Here is a 21,508-nt window from a genome sequence, read left to right as displayed (position 1 = left end):
CGTCTCCCACTTCATCCGGAAACGCATTGAATCTCAAGCGTTTCCGGACGGCGAACCGGTTCCCACTTCGCCTGGAAACGCTTTAGCGTATCCCCTTCTCCGCCAGCAGCGGCAGCACCGTGTCGCGGAAATAGGGAAACTCCTCCGCATAGTTGACAAAGGAGAGGGTGGACCCGCGGAAACCGGCCGCCGCCAGTGACGCGATGCCGTCCGCCACCTGCTCGGGCGTGCCGATCAACGGGAAGCCGCCATGTCCGGCGGCCATGCGGTCGCGGATGAGCGCCAGAAGATCGTGCGGGAACGAATGGGCGTGGGCGAACTGCAGCCGCACCAGGTTGTCCACGGCTTCCCAGTCGGAGTTTTCCGTCGTGACATACGCGTAGTAGTCGCGCGCTTCCTTCTCGGTCGGGCGGCAGATCACGTGGGAGAAGGTCAGGACATCGACCTCCCGACCCACACCGCGGGCCTGCTCCTTCAATTCGGCGACCTCCGCCGTCGAGCGTTCCAGGTCGATGGTGGGCGTGAACAGGAAATTGGCATTACGGGTGGCAAAGTCCCGGCCCTGGGGCGACCCGGCCGCGTTGATGATCGGCGGTTGGCCGGCGAACGGACGCGGCTCGCTCTTGGTCCCCTTCAGCTTGAAGTAGGTGCCGTCCCAGTCGAAATGCGTGTCGTTGGTCCACAACGCGCGCACGATGTCGAACCACTCCTGAGCGTAAGCGTAGCGCGTCTCGTGGTCGTCGGGCAGGGTCAGGCCGAGCGCCTCATATTCCGGCTTGTTCCAGCCGGCGACGATGTTGAGGCCGGCGCGACCCGAGCTCAACTGGTCGATGGTGGCGATCTGCTTGGCAACTACGACCGGGTTGTTGGCCGCGGTATGAATGGTCGCGAACACCGCGATGTTGCGGGTATGCGCCAAAAGTCCGGCCGCCCATGTCATCGTCTCCAGGACCGAACCGTGAAAGTCGGTCTCGCCGCCATAGCCGATCCAACGCGCGATCGGCAGCATGAAATCGATGCCGGCATCGTCGAGCAGGTGAGCGAGCCGCAGATTGTTCTCGAACGAGTTGTTCCAGCGTTCGGGAACCTTGGTCACCGTCATGCCGCTGGAGCAGTTGGACGAAAATGTCCCCAGCAGAAAACGGTCCTTCGCAAACATCGGGTTGGTTGCAGATGCCATTTCAATGATCCCTCTGGTTCAAATTTTTAGATAAAAAGTCTATCTAAAAGTCTATTCAACAGCAAGCGGCCCTGTCGGCCCTCCGCCGAGAGCGGCGGTCGGCGAGGGAGACACTGATCGCAAGCGCGATTTTGGTCTTGAAACGAACGATCGATCCGGCCCCAATCGGCCCGCTCAGGTCATGACCTAGAGCAAGACATCCGTTCTCCGGAGCTTTCCCATGGCGCCAAAACGCACCGACAAATCGGAACCGGCGACGACGGACGTTCTCGACCGGAGCTGGCACCTCTCCGCCTCGCGCGCCGAAGTGGACACGACGGAGCTGGAATTCGCCGTCATGCGCACGTTCGAATCCTTCGGACGCTGGCAGTCGGAATGCCTGGCCAACGTCATCGACGTGGCCGCCAGCGGGCCGGAAAACGCAATGCTTCACGTTATTCGGATGAACGACCGACCGAAAAGCGTGAAGGAGCTCGCGCGGTTGATGAACCGCGACGACATTCCGAACATCCAGTACAGCCTGCGCAAACTGATCGCGGCCAATCTCGTCGAGAAGCAGGGATCGCCCCGCTCCGGCGTGACCTATTCGGTGACGAAGCTCGGCCATGAGGTGACCGACAACTATGCTGCCGTTCGGCGCGCCCTGCTGATCGCCGCGATCGACAGTGTCCCCGACTTCCGCCAGCGGTTGGCGGAGGCAACGCAGACCTTGAACCTGCTTGCCGGGATCTACGAGGAAGTGTCGCGAGTGGCCGCGACCTACCGTCGCCCGGCGACGAAGACCTCCGAAGACTGAGGCGTTTCGGGAACCTTTGCGCCCGTTCTGGATTGCCTAAAAAGCAACCAAACGAGGTTGGGCAGCCGCGTGGAACGCCGCGCGGTTGACGATTTTTGTCGCCGGTCCAATGCTTGCATCTCCGACATCGGTCCAACCCATCATGGAGGACAGTCGCCGGATGAAGACGGAGGTCGCATGACGAATGCCCCCACCGTCGCGACGGAGCCGCGCCCGCGGCGCCTCGCCCCAGACCCCGCCGCCGAGCGGGCGCTCGCCCTGGCCGAAAGCCGCATTGCCATCGAGGCGATCGATGCGGAGATCGATGGCGGACGCTTTCCGGCGAAGGCCGTCGTGGGTCGCCCGTTCGTGGTCGAGGCGGACATCTTCTCCGATGGCCATGACATCATTGCCGCCGCACTCGTGGTGCCCTCCGCCGACGGCGAGCCGGACAGCGAAGCCCCGCTGACACCGCTCGCGAACGACCGTTGGCGCGGCACGCTCACCTTCGCCACCCCCGGCCCCCATCGCTTCGGCCTCATCGCTTGGCGTGACCTTTACGCAAGCTGGCTGCGCGACACCGAAAAGAAGATCGCCGCCGGCGTGAAGGTCTCGCTGGAAATCGAGGAGGGCCGGCGCCTGGTCGCCGCCTCCGTTAGCGCCGGGTCCGCGCGCATGCGGGCGGATGCCGCAGCCCTAGAAGCCTTATCCCACCGCCTCGAAACCGCCCACGAAGCGGCGCGGCTGGAGATCCTGTTGTCGCCGGAAGCGCGCGATCTGATGGCGCGCGCCGGACGGCGCACGAACCTGACGCGCTATCCCCGTGAGATTGAGGTGTTCGTCGACCGCGAGCGCGCCGCCTTTTCCGCCTGGTACGAGATGATGCCCCGTTCCCAGGCTGGCGAGCCGGGCCGCCACGGCACCTTCGACGACGTGATCGCGCAACTTCCCTATGTGCGCTATCTTGGCTTCGACGTGCTCTATTTCACCCCGATCCATCCGATCGGGCGGATCAATCGCAAGGGCCGCAACAACGCGCTGACCGCCGGGCCGGACGATCCCGGCAGCCCTTACGCCATCGGCGCGGCGGAAGGCGGTCACGACGCCATCCATCCCGAACTCGGCACCATCGACGACTTCGACCGCCTGGTGGAGGCGGCCCGCGATCACGATTTGGAAATCGCCCTCGATTTCGCAATCCAGTGCGCTCCCGACCATCCCTGGATCAAGGAGCATCCGGAGTGGTTCGACTGGCGCCCCGACGGCACCATCAAATTCGCCGAGAACCCGCCGAAGAAGTACGAGGACATCGTCAACGTCCACTTCTACCGGGATGCGTTGCCGGATCTGTGGCTGGCGCTGCGCGACGTGGTGTTGTTCTGGGTCGACCACGGAGTCAAGATCTTCCGGGTCGACAACCCGCACACCAAGCCGTTCCCGTTCTGGGAATGGATGATTTCCGAAGTCAGGGCGAAGCACCCGGACGTGATCTTCCTGGCGGAGGCCTTCACCCGGCCGAAGGTCATGAAGCGGCTCGCCAAGCTGGGTTTCAGCCAGTCCTATTCCTACTTCACCTGGCGCAACGAAAAAGACGAGCTGACCGACTATCTGGCCGAGCTCGCGGCGCCGGAGATGGCCCATGTGATGCGGCCGAATTTCTTCGCCAACACACCGGACATCAACCCGGCCTATCTCCAGGAAAGCGGCCGTCCGGGCTTCCGCATCCGCCTAGTGCTGGCGGCCACCCTTGCCGGCAACTATGGGCTTTATAACGGCTTTGAGATCTGCGAAGCCGAGCCGATTCCTGGTAAGGAGGAATATCTCAACTCCGAGAAATACGAGATCCGGGTCTGGGACATGAATGCGCCCGGCCACATCAAGGACGACATCCGTCTGCTGAATCGGCTCCGCCGCGAACGCCCGGCGCTGCAGGACTTCACCAATCTCACCTTCTACAACGCCTTCGACGACCAGGTGCTGCTTTACGGCAAGCGCGATGCGGCCAGCGGCGACTTCGTGCTGATCCACGTCAACCTCGACCCCCACGCCTCGCACACGTTCGAGTTCGAGGTGCCACTTTGGGAGTTCGGCCTACCGGACGACGCCTCCATAGAGGTAGAGGATCTGCGCCACGGCAACCACTTCACCTGGCACGGCAAGCTGCACACCCTCACCCTCGACCCAGAAGACTGCCCCTATGCGATCTGGCGGCTGATCCCGCCGGGAGCGGGACGCGAATGAAGCCCAAGGTCAACGCAGGTCATTTGAGCCGGATGGACGGAATCATCGATCGAGCCGACGCGCAGTGGTACCGGGACGCGATCATCTATCAGCTTCACGTCAAGGCGTTCCAGGACGCCAACAATGACGGCATCGGCGACTTCGAAGGGCTGATGCAGCGGCTGGACTATGTCCAGGAGTTGGGGGCCACGGCGATCTGGCTGTTGCCGTTCTACCCTTCGCCGATGCGCGACGACGGCTACGATATCGCCGACTACAAGGCGATCAATCCCGCCTACGGCAAGATGCGCGATTTCAAGGGCTTCGTGGCGGAGGCGCACAAGCGCGGCCTGCGCGTCATCACAGAGCTCGTCATCAACCACACCTCCGACCAGCATCCCTGGTTCCAGCGCGCCCGCAACGCCAAGCCCGGCAGCGCGGCGCGCAATTTCTATGTCTGGAGCGACACCGACGAGAAGTTTCCCGAAACCCGGATCATCTTCACCGATACGGAGAAGTCGAACTGGACCTGGGATCCCGTGGCCGGCGCCTATTTCTGGCACCGATTCTATTCCCACCAGCCCGACCTCAACTTCGACAATCCGCGGGTGCTCGCCGAAGTCTTGAAGGTGATGCACTTCTGGCTCGACATGGGGGTGGACGGGCTACGCCTCGACGCGATCCCCTACCTGGTCGAGCGCGAAGGCACCAACAACGAGAACCTGCCGGAAACCCACGAGGTTCTGAAGAAGATCCGCGCCGAGCTGGATGCCCACTATCCCGACCGGATGCTGCTTGCCGAGGCCAACCAGTGGCCGGAGGACACCCGGCCCTATTTCGGCGAGGGCGACGAGTGCCACATGGGCTTCCACTTCCCGCTGATGCCGCGCATGTACATGGCGGTCGCTCAGGAGGATCGGCACCCCATCACCGACATCATCCGCCAGACTCCGGACATTCCGCAGGACTGCCAGTGGGGCATCTTCCTGCGCAACCATGACGAGCTGACGCTGGAGATGGTCACCGACAAGGAGCGGGACTATCTCTGGCGGGTCTATGCGGAAGACCCCCGCGCCCGCATCAATCTCGGCATCCGGCGGCGGCTGGCTCCGCTCATGCAGAACGATCGTCGCAAGATCGAGCTTCTGAATTCCTTCCTGCTGTCGTTTCCCGGCACCCCGATCGTCTACTATGGCGACGAGATCGGGATGGGCGACAACTACTATCTCGGCGACCGCGACGGCGTGCGCACGCCGATGCAATGGTCGTCGGACCGCAACGCAGGTTTCTCGCGCACCAATCCGCAGCGGCTCTATCTGCCCGCGATCCAGGATCCGGTCTACGGCTATCCAGCGCTCAACGTCGAAAGCCAGACCTTCGATCCCTCGTCGCTCTTGAACTGGATGCGGCGCATGATTGCGGTGCGCAAGCAGCACCAGGCCTTCGGCCGCGGAACCATGACGCTGCTCTACCCCTCCAACCGCAAAGTGCTCGCCTATCTGCGCGAGTATGAAGGCGAAGCGATCCTGTGCGTCTGCAATCTGTCGCGCGCGGCCCAGGCGGTGGAGCTCGACCTCTCCGCCAAGCGCGGGCTGGTGCCGATCGAGTTGATGGGCAACTCGCCGTTTCCGCCGATTGGCGACCTGCCCTATCTGGTCACCCTGCCCGGCTACGGCTTCTACTGGTTCGTGCTCGCCCCCGCCGATCAGGCGCCGAGCTGGCACACGCCGATCCCGGACGTGCTGCCGGACTTTCTGACGCTGACCACCCGCGACGGCCGCATCACGACCGCCTTGACGGGACGCGAAGGGCGGATGCTGGAAAGCGACGTTCTGCCCCGCTATCTGCCGCTGCAGCGCTGGTTCGCGGCCAAGGACAGGCCGATCCAAAAAGTCTCCGTCGAGCCGATCGGCGAACTCGCGAACGGCCGGCATGCGCTCACCACCGTGGTCGTCACCACCGATCAGGACGTGGAGCGCTATTTCCTGCCTTTCTCCGCGGTCTGGGGCGAGGAAAGTCTCGGCTTCGGCGCGCCCACGCTCGCCTACACGCTCGCCAAGCTCCGGCGTGGATCGCGGGTGGGCGCTCTGGTCGACGGGGCCTTCGAACCGACCCTGCCGACGGAAATGCTCGCCGCCATGGGCCGCGGCACCACGATTGAAACAGACGCCGGCCGGCTGGTCTTCACTGGCAACGACCAGCTCGCCGCCATCGAGGAGACCGGCGAGCCGCGCCCGCTCGGCGTCGAGCAAAGCAATGTCTCGATCGTCTTCGACACCTCGGTCATCCTGAAATTCTATCGTCGGCTCAGGAGCGGGGTGCAGCCGGAGGTCGAGGTTGCCCAGTTCCTGACCGAAGTCGCCGGGTTTGAGAATACCCCGGCTTTCCTGGGCAGCGTGGAGCACCACGCCGTCGATGGCGGAACCACCACCGTCGCCGCCGCGTTCGCCTATGTGCAGAATCAAGGCGACGCATGGGCTGTGCTGACCGAAGCCCTGCAACGCGATCTCAACGGCTTCGAAGCGCCCTATGCGGGCGCCGACGAAACGGCGACGGAAGATCAGCTCGCGCCGTTCTCCTATCCGTTGATGATCGGCGGCCTGCTCGGCCAGCGCACGGGAGAGCTTCATCAGGCGTTCGCGAAGGCAACCGACAATCCGGCCTTCCAGGTCGACCCGATCACGCGCGAGGATGTGTCGGCCTGGGTGGAAGAGGCCACGAACGATCTGGCCGAGGCGATAGAGCATTTGTCTGCGGCCCGCGGCGGGCTTGCCGAGACCGACCGGGAAACCGCCGATCAGGTGATGTCCGGCTATGGCGCGCTGAAGGCACGGATCGATGCGCCGCTTGCCTTCACGCCCACCGGCGGGCGCTCGCGGATCCACGGCGACTATCATCTGGGTCAGATCCTGATGGTGAAGAACGACGTGATGATCATCGATTTCGAGGGCGAGCCGCGCCGCTCCTTGGAGCAGCGACGGGCGAAGACTTCGCCGCTCAGGGATGTGGCCGGGCTGTTGCGCTCGCTCGACTACGCCGCGGCGTCGGTGATAGAGCCCCATGGCGGCGTCTCCAACGCCTTCCAGGACGCGGCGATCGCCCGCGCGCTGGAATGGCGCGACACCACCACGCGCGAACTGCTCGCCGCGTACGAAGCCACGATCGCCGGCGCGTCGACGCATCCGGACGATCCCGCGTTCGCACACGCTCTGCTGGATCTGTTCGTCATCCAGAAAGCGGCCTACGAAGTAGCCTATGAACTCTCCAATCGGCCGAGCTGGGCGGGCATTCCGCTTGGCGGCCTCAAGGCCCTGATCGACGAGAAGGAGACCGGACGGTGAGCCCGATATCGGCGACGACTGCGCCGAGCCACGCCCCGACGCCCGGCGAGATTGAAACGGTCATCCGAGGGCGGCACCCCAACCCATTCTCGCTGCTCGGCATGCTCGGCGGCGGCGAGACGCCGCTCGTCGTCAACGTGTTCGCTCCGGATGCGGCGTCCGTGACCGTCCTCGACGAGGCGACCGGCAAGCCGGTGGCGAGCTTGGAGCGGGTCCATCCGGAAGGTTTCTTCTCCGGCCGGATCGAGGGACGGCGTGAGCGCTTTCCCTATCTTTTGGAGCTGTCGACCCGCGACCACACCTGGCAGCGCATCGACCCCTACCGGTTCGGGCCGGTGCTGGGTGAGCTCGACGAATATCTGATCGCAGAAGGCCGGCACCTGGAACTCTATCGACGGCTCGGCGCGCATCCCATGACCCATGAGGGCGTGGAGGGCGTCGCCTTCGCGGTCTGGGCGCCGAATGCCCGCCGCGTGTCCGTCGTCGGCCACTTCAATGCCTGGGACGGCCGTCGCCACCCGATGCGCAAACGCTACGGTGCCGGTCTCTGGGAGCTGTTCATTCCGGGGCTTGCCCGCGGCGACATCTACAAATTCGAGATCCTGGGGGTCCATGGCGACGTCCTGCCCTTGAAGGCCGATCCGATCGCGTTCGCCCAGGAAAACCCACCGGCCACCGCTTCGGTGGTCTGCGGCCCGCCGCGACATGCCTGGGGCGACACGGCGTGGCTGTCGGAGCGCCAGGACCGGCAATCGGTTTCCGCACCGGTCGCGATCTACGAAGTGCACCTGGGCTCGTGGAAGCGCGGTGGCGGCGGCGAGGCGCTCGACTACGACACGCTCGCCGACCTGCTGGTCGACTATGTCACCGAGATGGGCTTCACCCATGTGGAGCTGTTGCCGATCACCGAGCATCCCTTCACCGGCTCCTGGGGCTATCAGCCGATCGGAATGTTCGCGCCCACGCGCCGCTTCGGCCCGCCGGAAGCCTTCGCCGCCTTCGTCGACCGGCTGCACCAGGCCGGCATCGGCGTGATCACCGACTGGGTTCCGGCGCACTTCCCCTCCGACGCGCATGGCCTGGTCCGTTTCGACGGCACCGCGCTCTACGAGCACGAAGACCCGCGCCTCGGCTTCCATCGCGACTGGAACACGCTGATCTACAATTTCGGTCGCACCGAGGTCGCCAACTTCCTGATGTCGAGCGCGCTCTACTGGCTGGAGCACTTCCATGTCGACGCGCTGCGCGTGGATGCGGTGGCCTCTATGCTCTATCTCAACTACTCTCGCGAGGAGGGTGAGTGGCTGCCGAACCGCTATGGCGGCAACGAGAATCTCGACGCGATCGCCTTCCTGCGCGAGCTGAACACGCGGGTCTACGAGCGTGTGCCCGGCGCCCAGACCATGGCGGAGGAATCCACCGCCTGGCCCGGCGTCAGCCGGCCGGTCGACATGGGCGGGCTCGGCTTCGGCTACAAGTGGAACATGGGCTGGATGCACGACACGCTCGACTATATGAGCCTCGATCCGGTCTATCGGAAATACAACCACCACCAGATGACCTTCGGGATCCACTATGGCTTCTCGGAGAATTTCGTGCTGCCGCTGTCCCACGACGAGGTCGTGCACGGCAAAGGTTCCATGTTCGGCAAAATGCCGGGCGACCGTTGGCAGAAGTTCGCCAATCTGCGCGCCTACTACGGCTTCATGTGGACCCATCCCGGCAAGAAGCTTCTGTTCATGGGCGGCGAGTTCGGCCAGGAGCGGGAATGGACCCACGACCAGTCGCTCGACTGGCATCTTCTGGAGGACCGATCCCATTCCGGGCTGCAGTCCCTGGTGGGCGATCTCAACCGGCTCTACCGGTCCGAGCCCGCGCTGCACGAGCTCGACTGCGATCCCGCCGGCTTCGAATGGATCGAGGGCGGGGATGCGGAAAACAGCGTGTTCGTCTATCTTCGGCGCGCCCGCGGCAATGCCCGTCCGCTCGTCGTGGTCGCGAACATGACGCCGATCGTGCGCTACGATTACCGGGTCGGCGTTCCCGCCGCTGGCACCTGGCGCGAAGTCCTGAACACCGATGCGGAACACTATGGCGGGTCCGGCGTTGGCAACGGCGGCGCGGTTGGTACCGACGGGCAAGGCTGGCACGGGCGACCGGCATCGTTGCGCCTGACCTTGCCGCCGCTTGCCACCCTCGTCCTCGCTCCGGACGTCTAGAGGGTCTAGGCCAAGTGGGAACCGACCGGCCGTCCGGACAGGCGTAACATCCATAAGTTAGGCTCGTTCGGCGTTTTTTAGAGAATGCCGGGCGGCGCTGATCGGACCTCTGACTTCGGATTTTCCATTCGATGGCTAAGACACGGCACACGGTCTCGGCGGGCGCCCCGTTCCCGCTTGGTGCGCACTGGGACGGTTCGGGCGTCAATTTCGCGCTGTTTTCGGCGAATGCCACCAAGGTCGAGCTCTGCCTGTTCGATCGCAGCGGCCGACGCGAGATCGAGCGCGTTCCGCTGCCGGAGTTCACCCATCAGGTCTGGCACGGCTATCTGCCCGAGGTGCGCCCCGGCCAACTCTATGGCTACCGGGTACATGGACCCTACGAGCCGTCGGCCGGCCACCGCTTCAATCCGCACAAGCTCTTGATCGACCCGTACGCCCTGGCGCTGCACGGCGAGATCCGCTGGCACGACGCGCTGTTCGGCTACCGCATCGGCCACCATCGCGGGGACCTTTCCTTCGATCGCCGCGATTCCGCGTTCGTGATGCCGAAATGCGTGGTCGTCGACCCGGCGATGACCTGGGGCCACGACCTGAAACCTGCCGTACCGTGGCCGAAGGCCATCGTCTACGAGGCCCATGTGAAGGGCATGACCGCGCTCAATGCCGACCTGCCGGAACATCTGCGCGGCACCTTCGAGGGCCTCGCCGATCCGCGGGTGATCGACCGGCTGGTGGACCTCGGCGTGACGTCGCTGGAGCTGATGCCGATCCAGGCCTTCTTCGACGACCGCTATCTGATCGATCGGGGGCTCACCAACTATTGGGGCTACAACACCATCGGCTTCTTCGCGCCGGCGCCGCGCTACCTGACGCGCGGGGGCGGCATTCACGAGTTCAAGCTCCTGGTGCGCCGGCTGCACGAGGCCGGCATCGAGGTCATTCTCGACGTGGTCTACAACCACACCGCCGAGGGCAACGAGCTTGGCCCCACGCTCTCCTTCCGCGGCATCGACAATGCCAGCTACTATCTGCTGGGCGACGACCCGCGCTACTATTTCGACACCACCGGATGCGGCAACACCGTCGATCTGCGCCACCAGCGTGCGCTGCAGATGGTGATGGACTCCCTGCGCTACTGGGTTGAGCAGTGCCACGTGGACGGCTTCCGCTTCGATCTGGCGAGCTCGCTCGGCCGCGACCGCGACGCTTTCGACCAGAACGCCGTCTTTTTCGATGCCGTGCAGCAGGACCCGGTGCTTTCCCGGGTCAAGCTGATCGCGGAGCCATGGGACACCGGCCCGGACGGCTACCAGCTCGGCCATTTCCCGCCCGGCTGGGCGGAATGGAACGACACCTACCGCGACACCGTGCGCGCCTTCTGGAGAGGCGACGAGGGCACGTTGCCGACGCTCGCCGATCGTCTGCTCGGCTCCTCCGACTTTTTCGAAAATCAGGGGCGTCGGCCGTGGGCGAGCATCAACCTGGTCACGGCCCATGACGGCTTCACGCTTGCCGACGTGGTCAGCTACAACGACAAGCACAACGAGGCCAACGGAGAAGACAACGCCGACGGCCACTCGCACAATCTCAGCTACAACTGGGGGGCCGAAGGCCCGACCGACGATCCCGAGATTCTGGCCGCCCGCGACCAGGCCCGGCGCAATATGATCGCGACGCTGCTCCTTTCCCAGGGCACACCGATGATGCTGATGGGCGACGAGATCGGCCGTACCCAGAACGGCAACAACAACGCCTATTGTCAGGATGCCGAGATCAACTGGCTCGCCTGGTCGGAGATCGATCCGCAGGACACCGCCTTCGACGCCTTCGTCCGCGGCCTGATCGACTTGCGCGAGAGCCGTCCGCTCCTGACCCAGGATCGCTTCCTGCACGAAGCCGAAGATCCGCGCACCGGCGCCTTCGCCCGCTGGCTGCGCCCGGATGGGGAGGTCATGGAGCCGGACAACTGGCAGGACCCGCAAACCCGCTCCATCGCGCTTCTGCTGGCGGCCCCCTCCGACTCGCTGCTTTTGATTCTCAACGCCCATCACGAGCCGGTCGCCTTCACCCTGCCCGCGCCGCTGGCGTCGGGCTGGGGCGTGCTCGTCGATACCGCCGAAGGCGTCGTCCACCGGCGAACCGACGGAGCCCTTTCGGAGGAAGCCCCGTTCGAGGCGCCCGGTCGCAGCCTGTTTCTCCTTGAGAGCCGGGCATGAGCGAGACATCGGCGCCAGCGGACGGCCGCTTCGCCTTCCCGCGCACCTGGGGGGCGGAATGGGTCGGGGACGGCAGCGTACGCTTTCGTCTGTGGGCTCCGGCCGAGACGCACGTCCGCGTCCGTCTGGATGCCAGAGACGATGTCGAGATGACCGCACTGGAGGATGGCTGGTTTGAGGCGCGCGTGCCGGCGGTGGCGGCCGGAACCGGCTATCGCTTCGTGCTGGGCGACGGCTTCGCGATCCCGGATCCGGCCTCCCGAGCCCAAATGGCCGACGTCCATGGCCCCTCGCGCGTGGTCGACCCCACCGCCTATCGCTGGCAGCAGACCGACTGGACCGGCCGACCCTGGGAGGAGGCGGTGATCCTGGAGCTTCACGTCGGGACCTTCACGCCGGAAGGCACCTTCCGGGCCGCGATCGACAAGCTCCCTCATCTGGTCGAGACCGGCATCACCACCGTTGAGATCATGCCGGTCGCCCAGTTCGCCGGAAACCGCGGCTGGGGCTATGACGGCGTGCTGCCTTATGCGCCGCATCCCGCGTACGGCCCGCCGGAGGATCTCAAGGCCCTCGTCGATACCGCCCACGGCCTCGGCCTGATGGTGCTCCTGGACGTCGTCTACAATCACTTCGGCCCGGAGGGGAATTATCTCGCCCGCTATGCGCCGGACTTCTTCCATCCCGAGCGCCATACGCCCTGGGGCGCGGCGATCGCCTACGAGCGCGCCCCGGTACGCCATTTCTTCGTTGAGAACGCACTGTTCTGGCTGGAAGAATATCGGTTCGACGGGCTCCGGCTCGACGCCATCGACCATATCCGCGACGAGTTGTCGGAAACCGAGATCCTGGTGGAGATCGCCGCTGCCGTGCGCGCCTCGATCCCCGATCGCCAAATCCACCTCACGACCGAAGACAACCGCAACATCACCCACTTGCACGAGCGCGGCGCCGACGGACAGCCCCGCCTCTATACCGCGGAGTGGAACGACGACTTTCACAATGTCGCCCATGTGATCGCGACCGGCGAGAGCGACGGCTACTATGCCGACTTCGCCGAGGACCGCTTCGGAAAGCTCGCCCGCGCGCTCGCCGAAGGCTTCGCCTATCAGGGCGAGCCCTCGCGCCATGGCGGCGGGGCGCCCCGCGGCGTGCCGAGCGCCCATTTGCCGCCGACCGCCTTTGTCGATTTCCTGCAAAATCACGACCAGATCGGCAACCGGGCGTTCGGAGAGCGTCTGATCGACCTGGCCGAGTACGACCGCGTGCGGGCGCTGACGACGATCCTGCTTCTGTCCCCCCATATTCCGCTTCTGTTCATGGGCGAGGACTATGGCGAGACCCGCCCGTTCGCCTTCTTCACCGATTTCGAAGGAGAGCTGGCCGATGCCGTGCGCACCGGTCGCCGGCGCGAGTTCGCCGCCTTTGCCGCCTTCCAGGGCGACCGCGCCGAGATCGACGAGATTCCGGACCCGAACGCGCCCGGCACGTTTGGGGCCTCCAAGCTTAATTGGGACCGGCTCGACCACGAAGACGGGCGCGCCTGGCACGACTTCGTGCGCACCCTTCTCGATCTCCGCCGCCGGGAGATCGTCCCGCTGATCTCCGGCGCGGCAGGACAGGCCGGCCGCGTCGTCTCCGCCGACGATGGAGCCCTGGCCGTCGATTGGCAACTCGTCGGTGGCGTTCTGGAGCTGCGCGCGAACCTGTCGGAGACGGCCCGCGCACTTCCGACCGCCGCCGGCGATCCGCTCCATGCGTTCGTGCCCACTGGAAACGGAGACATCGCCGGCGACACGCTCCCGGCTGGCGCGGTACGCTATTCCATCAGCCGCGGAGGCGAGACGGAGAACGCGCGATGAGCCGGGTCACCGCCACTTATCGGCTTCAGTTTCGCGGTGGGATGACGTTCGACCACGCCATCGAGATCATCCCCTATCTGAAGCGGCTCGGCGTCAGCCATCTCTACGCCTCACCGATCTTCACCGCCGTTTCCGGCTCCACTCACGGGTACGACGTCACCGACTGCAATGCGATCGATCCCGCACTCGGCGGCCGGGAAGGCTTCGACCGGCTGGTCGCCGCTCTGAAGGCCGCCGACCTCGGCCTGATCCTGGATATCGTGCCCAACCACATGGCGGCCTCGCTGGAAAATGCCTGGTGGCGCAGCGTTGTGGAATGGGGGCCGACGAGCCCGTTTGCCCGGCACTTCGACATCGACTGGCGCGAGAAACTGACGCTTCCGATCCTCAGCCGCCCGTTCGACGAGGCGCTGGCCGCCGGCGATCTCAAGCTCCGGCTAGACGCCAACGAAGGCTGTCTGGTGCTCGCCTATTTCGACAATCTTCTGCCGCTCGACCCGACCAGCTACGCCACGCTTGCCTCCGCGGCCGGCGACGATCCGCTCTTGTCGCGGATCTTTGCCATCGCCAACGAAGCCGTCTCCGAGACGGCGGATTCCATGCATGCGGCGATCCGCACCGCGGCATCCGACACCACCGCCCGCACGGACACCGAACGGCGCCTGGCCGCGCTCTCGCAAGATCCCGCACTGATCTCCGCCGTCCACGCCGCCCAACCCTGGCGCCTACTCTACTGGCAAGAAGCGAGCCGGCATCTCTCCTATCGCCGCTTCTTCGAGATCACCGGGCTGGTCGGCGTGCGGGTGGACGATCCGGCGATTTTCGCCGACAGCCACCGACTGATCCTGGAGCTCGTGCGCTCCGGTGCGGTCGACGGATTGCGCGTCGATCATGTCGACGGGCTCGCCGACCCGACCGGATACCTCCAGAGCCTACGCGGCGAGATCGGAGCCGACACCTATCTGTTCGTCGAGAAGATCCTGGAAGGCGACGAAGCGCTCGCCGAGACTTGGCCGATCGAGGGCACCACCGGCTACGAGTTCATCACCGCGCTCGCCGAAACGCTCACGGATGGCGCCAAGGCCGAAAAGCTCGCCGCCGCCTATTGCGCCGCCACCGACGCCGATCGCGATCTGGAAGCGGAGCGCCATGCCGCCAAGACGTTGATGGCGAGACGAAATTTTGCCGGCGAAGTTTCTCTACTGGTGGACTTGCTCCAGAGCATTTCCGTCGGTCGCGGCGAAGCCGAGCCGCAAGCGGACGAAACCCTGCGCGACGGCATCGTGGCGATGGTCACCGGCTTTCCGGTCTATCGCACCTATGGAGCGGATGGCGGCCTGCCCTCGCGCGATCGGAGCTTGGTCGACGACATTGCCGCCCGTGCCAAGGCCGATGCCTGCGACAAGGCGCATGCGGCGATCGATCTCGTCACCGATGTCCTGTTCGGCCGGGTTCCGGCGGAGGCACGCGACACCGCCAACCGGTTTCGGGAGCGCTTCCAGCAACTCACCGGGCCCGTGATGGCCAAGGCGATCGAGGACACGCTGTTTTATCGCTTCAACCGGCTGATCGCGGTTAACGAGGTAGGCGGCGACCCGGACGACATCTTCGCCGAGGCGGGCGTTTTTCACCGTAGCATGATCGAGCGAGTGGAGACCCAACCCCACGGCCTTCTCGCCACCGCCACCCACGATACCAAGCGCGGCGAGGACGCCCGCGCCCGGCTCTATACGTTGAGCGAAGCCGCCGAGACCTGGGCCGAAGCCGTCGACCGCTGGCGCGCGATGCATCGCGGCCAAGTCGCCGGGCTCGCCTCCGGTCCCGCACCCGAGCCGGACACGGAATGGCTGCTTTACCAGGCCCTGGTCGGGGCCTGGCCGGAGGATCTTGCAACCGATGACGAGGCGCTTGCAGCGTTGCGTGACCGGTTTTCGCCCTATGTCGAAAAGGCGCTTAGGGAAGCCAAGCGCCGCACCGGCTGGACCGACATCGACGCCAACTACGAACACGCCGTCGCGGCTTACGCCGATCGCCTGTTGGACCCGGCCAACACCGCGTTTCTTAACGATTTTACGACCACACTGCGTCCATTCATACGCGCCGGTGTGGTCAACAGCCTCGCCCAGACCGTCCTGAAGCTGACGGCGCCCGGCATCCCGGACATCTACCAGGGTTCCGAGGCAGCCGATTTCAGCCTGGTCGATCCGGACAACCGGCGCCCGGTGGACTTCGGCAAGCTGGCAGAAGCCCTTCACCGCGACCACCCCGCCTGGCCCGATCGCGGCGTTCCCGACCTCGCCACCTTCAAACCCCACCTGATCCGGATCGGCCTGGCGCTCAGGGCTGCCGATCCCGACCTCTACACGGTCGGGACCTACCTTCCACTCGATGTGAGCGGGCCGATGCGCGCGCACGTACTGGCGTTCGCCCGCTCCTATCAGGATCGGCTTTCGATCACCGTGGCACCACGGCTCCCGCTTGCGCTGTTTCAGCAGGCGTCCGATCTGCGCGCGCCGGGCCTTTGGGAGGGGACCGAGCTTCATCTCGCGGGTCAAGGCGCGTTTACGGATGCGCTCTCGGGACGCGAGCTGGAGGGGGGCATCATCGGCCTTGCGACGGTTTTCGCCAGCTCCCCATTTGCGATTTTGACCCGCTGACCTCGCGCGCCCGTCACGATTATGCTGCAATGCAGCATTAGACACGAACGCAAGCGTCCTGTGCCTCCCTGCCTCCCGCAACAAGACCGACGGGCAACACGCCGCCCGACACCAACCGAGATTGAACGCGCATGAGCATCGCCTCCGCGCCCGGCCGTGGTCGTTCTGCGAGCCGGCTCCCGCTTCTGGCCCTCGGGCTCGCCTCGTTCGGCATCGGAACGACCGAGTTCGTCATCATGGGCCTTCTGCCGAATGTCGCCCAGGACCTGGCCGTCACCATCCCCCAGGCCGGCTTGCTCGTCACCGGCTATGCCCTGTCGGTGACGTTCGGATCGCCGTTCCTTGCCGTGGCGACCGCCCGGCTGGACCGGCGGCGTGCGTTGCTTCTGCTCATGGCCGTCTTCATCGCCGGCAACATGCTGTGCGCGATCGCCGGCGACTATTGGCTGCTGATGGGCGCGCGCATCGTGACCGCGCTCTGCCACGGCGCCTTTTTCGGCCTCGGCGCGGTGGTGGCTTCCGCGCTCGTGGAACCCCGCCAACGGGCGCAAGCGATCGCCATGATGTTTGCCGGCCTGACGCTTGCCAACGTGCTGGGCGTTCCGTTCGGCACCGCCATTGGCGAAGCGCTCGGCTGGCGCACCACCTTCTGGGCCGTGGTCGCCATCGGTCTGGTCGCGGCGGCGGCCCTGGCCGCCTGGCTGCCGCGCGATATCCCGGTGCCCGCCGTCGCCTTCCGGCAAGAAGCGCGCTCGATCGCCAGCACCCAGGTGGTGCTCGCCATGGCGATCAGCGTGCTGGCCTCGGCGAGCCTGTTCTCCGTCTTCACCTATATCGCGCCGATCCTGGAAGGCGTCACCCAGCTCTCCGCTCACGGCGTGACCGTGATGCTCCTGATCTTCGGCGTCGGACTGACTGTCGGCAATGTGATCGGTGGCCGCCTGGGCGACTGGAAGCTGATGCCGTCGGTGATCGGGATCTTCTGTGTCCTGATGCCGGTGCTGGCGCTCTTCACCGCCACCAGCCACATGGTGGTCCCGGCCGCCGTGACCCTGTTCATCTGGGGCGCGCTCGTCTTCGCGCTGGTTTCGCCGCTGCAGATGCGGGTTGTGACGGCCGCCGCCGACGCGCCGAACCTGGCCTCAACGCTGAACCAAGGGGCCTTCAACTTCGGCAACGCCACCGGCGCCTGGGTCGGCGGGCTCGCGATCACCTGGGGCATGGCCTACAATCACTTGCCCTATATCGGCGTTTCCCTTGCCGCAGTGGCGCTTGTCCTGACGATCGTGTCTCACGGCATCGATCGCCGCCGGCAGGCCGACGAAGCACCGCCGGAGCCCGACACGGCCTGCGCGGACGCCGCCGAATAAAGCGTTGCCCTGAAGCATTTTCCGGGATCTCGCGAAGCCAGCGCGCGACCGCGCGCCGGAGCATTGCCGTGCCGCGTTTCCGGACGGCGAACCGGTACCCACTTCGCCTGGAAACGCTCCGGGCCGCGCCCGCGCAACCGCGAGCGTCAGCGAGCTGGCGCGAGCGAAAAGTGTCTTCCCACGCAAATCCCGGCGGAAAACTGGTTCCCACTTTTTCTGGAGTTGCGGGGAAGTCGCCAATAAGCGCGGACGTGGCGCAGGTCGGCCATCCGCGCCCCGTCTCCTCTCCTATCCTTCCCGCTATGGCTTCCACGAGAGAAGCCTGTCGCAACAGCGGCAACGGTCCGGGCACGCGCAGCGAAAGTCGGAACGGGACCCGCCGGTCGCAGACCAAGATGCCGGCACTTCCGGACCTGTTTTGAGCGTTTCCAGGCGAAGTGGGTACCGGTTCGCCGGCCAGAAACGCGTCAGACCAATAGGTGAGACCCGTTCTGTAAGTCCACGGAACGGGGCTAGGAGGAGACCGCCGAGATGCTCGACGTCACATCGACCGAGTTGGGCGCGCGCGCCCACCCCAACGTACCCACCGTCGACCAGTCCGACCGTCTGGTCCCGTTCAACCTGCGCCAATCCGGCCCGACCCCGGTGCAGATGCTGATTTCCACCCGGGTGCGGAAATCGCCGTTCTGGCACCTGTCCGTGGAGGCCGGCGCCTGGCGCGCCACCGTGTACAACCGCATGTACCATCCGCGCGGCTATGTCCGCCCGGAGGACGGCGGCGCAATGGCCGAATACGACGTGCTGGTGAACCGCGTCACGCTCTGGAACGTCGCCGTGGAACGGCAAATCCGCGTCCAGGGCCCGGATGCGGAGGCCTTCGTGGACTTCGTGATCACGCGCGATGCCACCAAGATCAAGCCGATGCACGGCAAATACTGCATTTTGTGCAACGAGGCCGGCGGCATCCTGAACGATCCCGTGCTCTTGCGGCTTTCGGAAGAAGAGTTCTGGTTCTCCATCTCCGATTCCGACCTGATGTTCTGGCTGCAGGGCGTGAATGTCGGCCGCCGCTTCGACGTCGACATCGCCGAGATCGACGTGGCGCCGCTGCAGATCCAGGGACCGCTATCGGAAGACCTGATGGCCGAACTCGTCGGCGAATCCGTGCGCTCCATCCCCTATTACGGGCTGATGGAGGCGGAAATCGGCGGCTGCTCCGTGGTGGTGAGCCAGACCGGCTTCACCGGCGAGAAGGGCTACGAGGTCTATGTCCGTGACGCGACCTTGAACGCCGAGGCGGTCTGGTACGCCATCCGCGGCACCGGCGCGAGCTACGGGCTTCGGGTGATCGCGCCGGCCCACCACCGCCGCATCGCCGCCGGCATCCTGTCCTGGGGCCAGGACCTGGACGCGGAGACCTCGCCGTTTCAAGTCAACCTTGCCTACCAGGTGCCGCGCAAGAAGGTCGGCGACTATATCGGCAAGGCGGAGCTGGAACGGCAGCGGGAGCTGATCGATGCCGACCAGTATCCCTTCCAGCAGAAGCTGGTGGGAATGAAGCTCGGCGGCCAGCCGATCACCGACTATGCGCCGGACTTCTGGCTGATCACCGATCCCGACGGAAACCGGATCGGCTACGTGACCTCGCCCTGGTGGTCGCCGGAGCTGGAGACCAACATCGCGCTCGGTTACGTGCCCTATTCCGCCTCCGCGATCGGCACCCAGCTTAAGGTCGAGCTGCCGGAAGCCTACAGCGAAGTCTCGGGCCAATCCGTCGATGCCGTGGTCTGCGAGGTGCCGTTCCGGCCCTCGGTCAACCCGAGCGCCCGCGAACGCGCCGTCGCCGCTGGCCGGGACTGGGCGTTCTAACCACTTCGCTCGGATGAAGCGCTTGCCGCGATCCCGGGTCCGGTCGGATTCGGGATCGTCGGCGTCCGCAACCTAGGACGATAGAGACAGGCGCTCAGCCTCTCCCTGTGACATGGAAATCGGTTGCCACTTTTCGTCCTCGCGCTCTAGAGGTACCTGCGGACGCGGGACGCGTCCGTCCATGCGCCCGGCATTCCATTGCAAAATGGACCGCGGGCCTTGGGTCCCTCCCGATTCTCTGCCCGGAACGACGGATGAACCCTGACGAGATCGCCGCCGACCTGACGAAGCGGTATCCCGAGATCAGCGCACACCTGGCGTCGATCCGGGCATCCATCAGCGAGGAGGCACTCGGCTTCCCGCTCGACCGCATTCTTCTCGCCCTTCTCATCTTTGGAGTGTTCGTCCTTCTGCGCCGGCCGATCCGGTTCGTGATCCTGGCTTCGGCGACCCGGCTCGCCGGATTGACCTTCAAGGACTTTCACGACGACGTGGCCGACGCGCTGAAAGGACCGGCCGGACTTTTGCCGATCGTTTTCGGAGCCTTTCTCGCGTTCGAGGTCGTGCGGATCGAAGAGCAAGGACCAGTCGCCGCGATTTCGCAGCATGTGGTGATCAGCCTCCTGATCGTCGCGGCCTACTGGGCTCTGTTCGGCCTGGTCGAGCCGCTCACGAACCAGTTGAAGCCCTATTCGGGAGGGCTCAGCCAATCGCTCTTGGATTGGATCAACCGGGCGCTGAAGAGCTTCGTGGTGTTTTTCGGCGCCGCCGCCATTCTGCAGCAATGGGGCGTGAAGATCGGCCCCCTTCTGGCCGGCATGGGCATTGCCGGCGCGGCCGTCGCCCTCGGCGCCCAGGCCCTGTTCAGCAACTTGATCGCCGGCGTCCTGATCCTGGTGGAAAAGCGCTTCCAATATGGCGACTGGGTCAAGGTCGACGGGGTGGTGGACGGCACGGTGGAATATATCGGCTTCCGTTCCACCCGGGTGCGCAACTTCGACGACACCGTCGTTCAGGTGCCGAACTCCGACTTTTCCGACAAAGCGGTGACCAACTATTCCCAGATGCGCCGGCGTCGGATCTATTGGACCGTGGGCGTGACCTATTCCACCACGGTCGATCAGCTCAAGGAGATCCGCGACGGGATCGAGACCTATATCCTGACCTCGGGCGATTTCGTATCTCCCGAGCGGGCCTCGACCTTCGTGCGGATCGATTCCTTCGGCGGCTCGTCCATCAACATCATGGTCTATTGCTTCACCAAGACCACGAACTGGGGCGAGTGGCTGGCCGCCAAGGAGCGACTTGCCTACAAGATGATGGACATCGTGTTCGGAGCCGGCTCCAGCTTCGCCTTCCCGTCGACCTCGCTCTATGTGGAATCGCTTCCCGAGGGAAGGCCGGACCTGTTCCTGCCGCCCGACGAGGACGGCAAGCCACGGATCGAGGAAGCGGGCGACAATGCGCCGCCAGCCTCAAACAAGCCGCTCGGCAATGCGACGGCGCCCGGTAAGGCCGGCCCGGACGATGGCGGCGAAGGCAGCGGACCGGCGAACTGACATATTTCCGGGCGAAATGGAAACCCGTTAGCTGTCCGGAAACGCGTCAAATCAAACGGTTAGACCGATTTGAGAGGTGGGAAACAGGCACCGCTGCAATTCCAGACTCCGCTTGTGTGTTTGATTTGTGGTTTGCTTGAGCGTCGGAAGGCGTGGCGAGGCCTCCCGACGCGGTCAGGCGGCCGTCACTCCGCGGGTCGTGTCTGTCGTGACGCGACCGAGGATGAGTTTGGCCCT

The 21,508-nt window shown here is 65.2% G+C and carries 11 protein-coding genes; 10 read left to right on the top strand and 1 reads right to left on the bottom strand.

The genetic code is table 11. From position 1 onward, the window contains the following. Positions 1-82: 82 nt before the first annotated feature. The gene (locus HNS03_RS23985; RefSeq protein ID WP_367198574.1) at positions 83-1,180 is read right to left on the bottom strand and encodes an LLM class flavin-dependent oxidoreductase; all 1,098 of its coding nucleotides are present in this window, start codon (positions 1,178-1,180) and stop codon (positions 83-85) included. A 220-nt stretch (positions 1,181-1,400) separates the two neighbouring features. Between HNS03_RS23985 and HNS03_RS23980 the strand changes: the two genes are divergently transcribed. From HNS03_RS23980 to HNS03_RS23935, 10 genes are all read left to right on the top strand, one after another. Then, positions 1,401-1,976, top strand: a complete 576-nt coding sequence (locus HNS03_RS23980; protein ID WP_367198573.1) for a winged helix DNA-binding protein — start codon at positions 1,401-1,403, stop codon at positions 1,974-1,976. Positions 1,977-2,153: 177 nt separating this feature from the next. Then, positions 2,154-4,196: an alpha-1,4-glucan--maltose-1-phosphate maltosyltransferase gene (locus HNS03_RS23975; protein WP_367198572.1), complete on the top strand. Its 2,043-nt coding sequence runs from the start codon at positions 2,154-2,156 to the stop codon at positions 4,194-4,196. Positions 4,197-4,237: 41 nt separating this feature from the next. Beyond that, on the top strand, positions 4,238-7,516 hold the full coding sequence (gene treS / locus HNS03_RS23970; protein WP_367198581.1) for a maltose alpha-D-glucosyltransferase: 3,279 nt from the start codon (positions 4,238-4,240) through the stop codon (positions 7,514-7,516). Between the two features lie 5 nt (positions 7,517-7,521). After that, positions 7,522-9,735, top strand: a complete 2,214-nt coding sequence (glgB, locus tag HNS03_RS23965) for a 1,4-alpha-glucan branching protein GlgB (protein ID WP_367198580.1) — start codon at positions 7,522-7,524, stop codon at positions 9,733-9,735. 131 nt (positions 9,736-9,866) lie between these two features. After that, positions 9,867-11,954 (top strand): glycogen debranching protein GlgX, encoded by a 2,088-nt coding sequence (gene glgX, locus HNS03_RS23960; RefSeq protein ID WP_367198571.1) that lies wholly within the window; start codon positions 9,867-9,869, stop codon positions 11,952-11,954. Next, on the top strand, positions 11,951-13,816 hold the full coding sequence (treZ, locus tag HNS03_RS23955) for a malto-oligosyltrehalose trehalohydrolase (protein ID WP_367198570.1): 1,866 nt from the start codon (positions 11,951-11,953) through the stop codon (positions 13,814-13,816). Before glgX ends, treZ begins: the two co-directional genes overlap by 4 nt. Further along, positions 13,813-16,473 carry a malto-oligosyltrehalose synthase gene (gene treY, locus HNS03_RS23950; RefSeq protein ID WP_367198569.1) on the top strand — a complete coding sequence of 887 codons (2,661 nt, stop codon included), beginning with the start codon at positions 13,813-13,815 and terminating at the stop codon, positions 16,471-16,473. The genes treZ and treY overlap by 4 nt, the downstream gene beginning before the upstream one ends. 131 nt (positions 16,474-16,604) lie before the next feature. Further along, positions 16,605-17,843 carry an MFS transporter gene (locus HNS03_RS23945; protein WP_367198568.1) on the top strand — a complete coding sequence of 413 codons (1,239 nt, stop codon included), beginning with the start codon at positions 16,605-16,607 and terminating at the stop codon, positions 17,841-17,843. A gap of 531 nt (positions 17,844-18,374) precedes the next feature. Then, a complete protein-coding gene (locus HNS03_RS23940; RefSeq protein ID WP_367198567.1) occupies positions 18,375-19,712 on the top strand; it encodes a glycine cleavage T C-terminal barrel domain-containing protein in 1,338 nt (445 codons plus the stop codon). A gap of 254 nt (positions 19,713-19,966) precedes the next feature. Next, a complete protein-coding gene (locus HNS03_RS23935) occupies positions 19,967-21,271 on the top strand; it encodes a mechanosensitive ion channel family protein (protein WP_367198566.1) in 1,305 nt (434 codons plus the stop codon). Positions 21,272-21,508 lie beyond the last annotated feature (237 nt).

Source organism: Amorphus sp. 3PC139-8, assembly GCF_040750475.1.
Classification (GTDB): Bacteria; Pseudomonadota; Alphaproteobacteria; order Rhizobiales; family Amorphaceae; genus Amorphus.
Note: the sequence above shows the minus strand (reverse complement) of the source record. Positions and strands in the feature narration are given on the sequence as shown.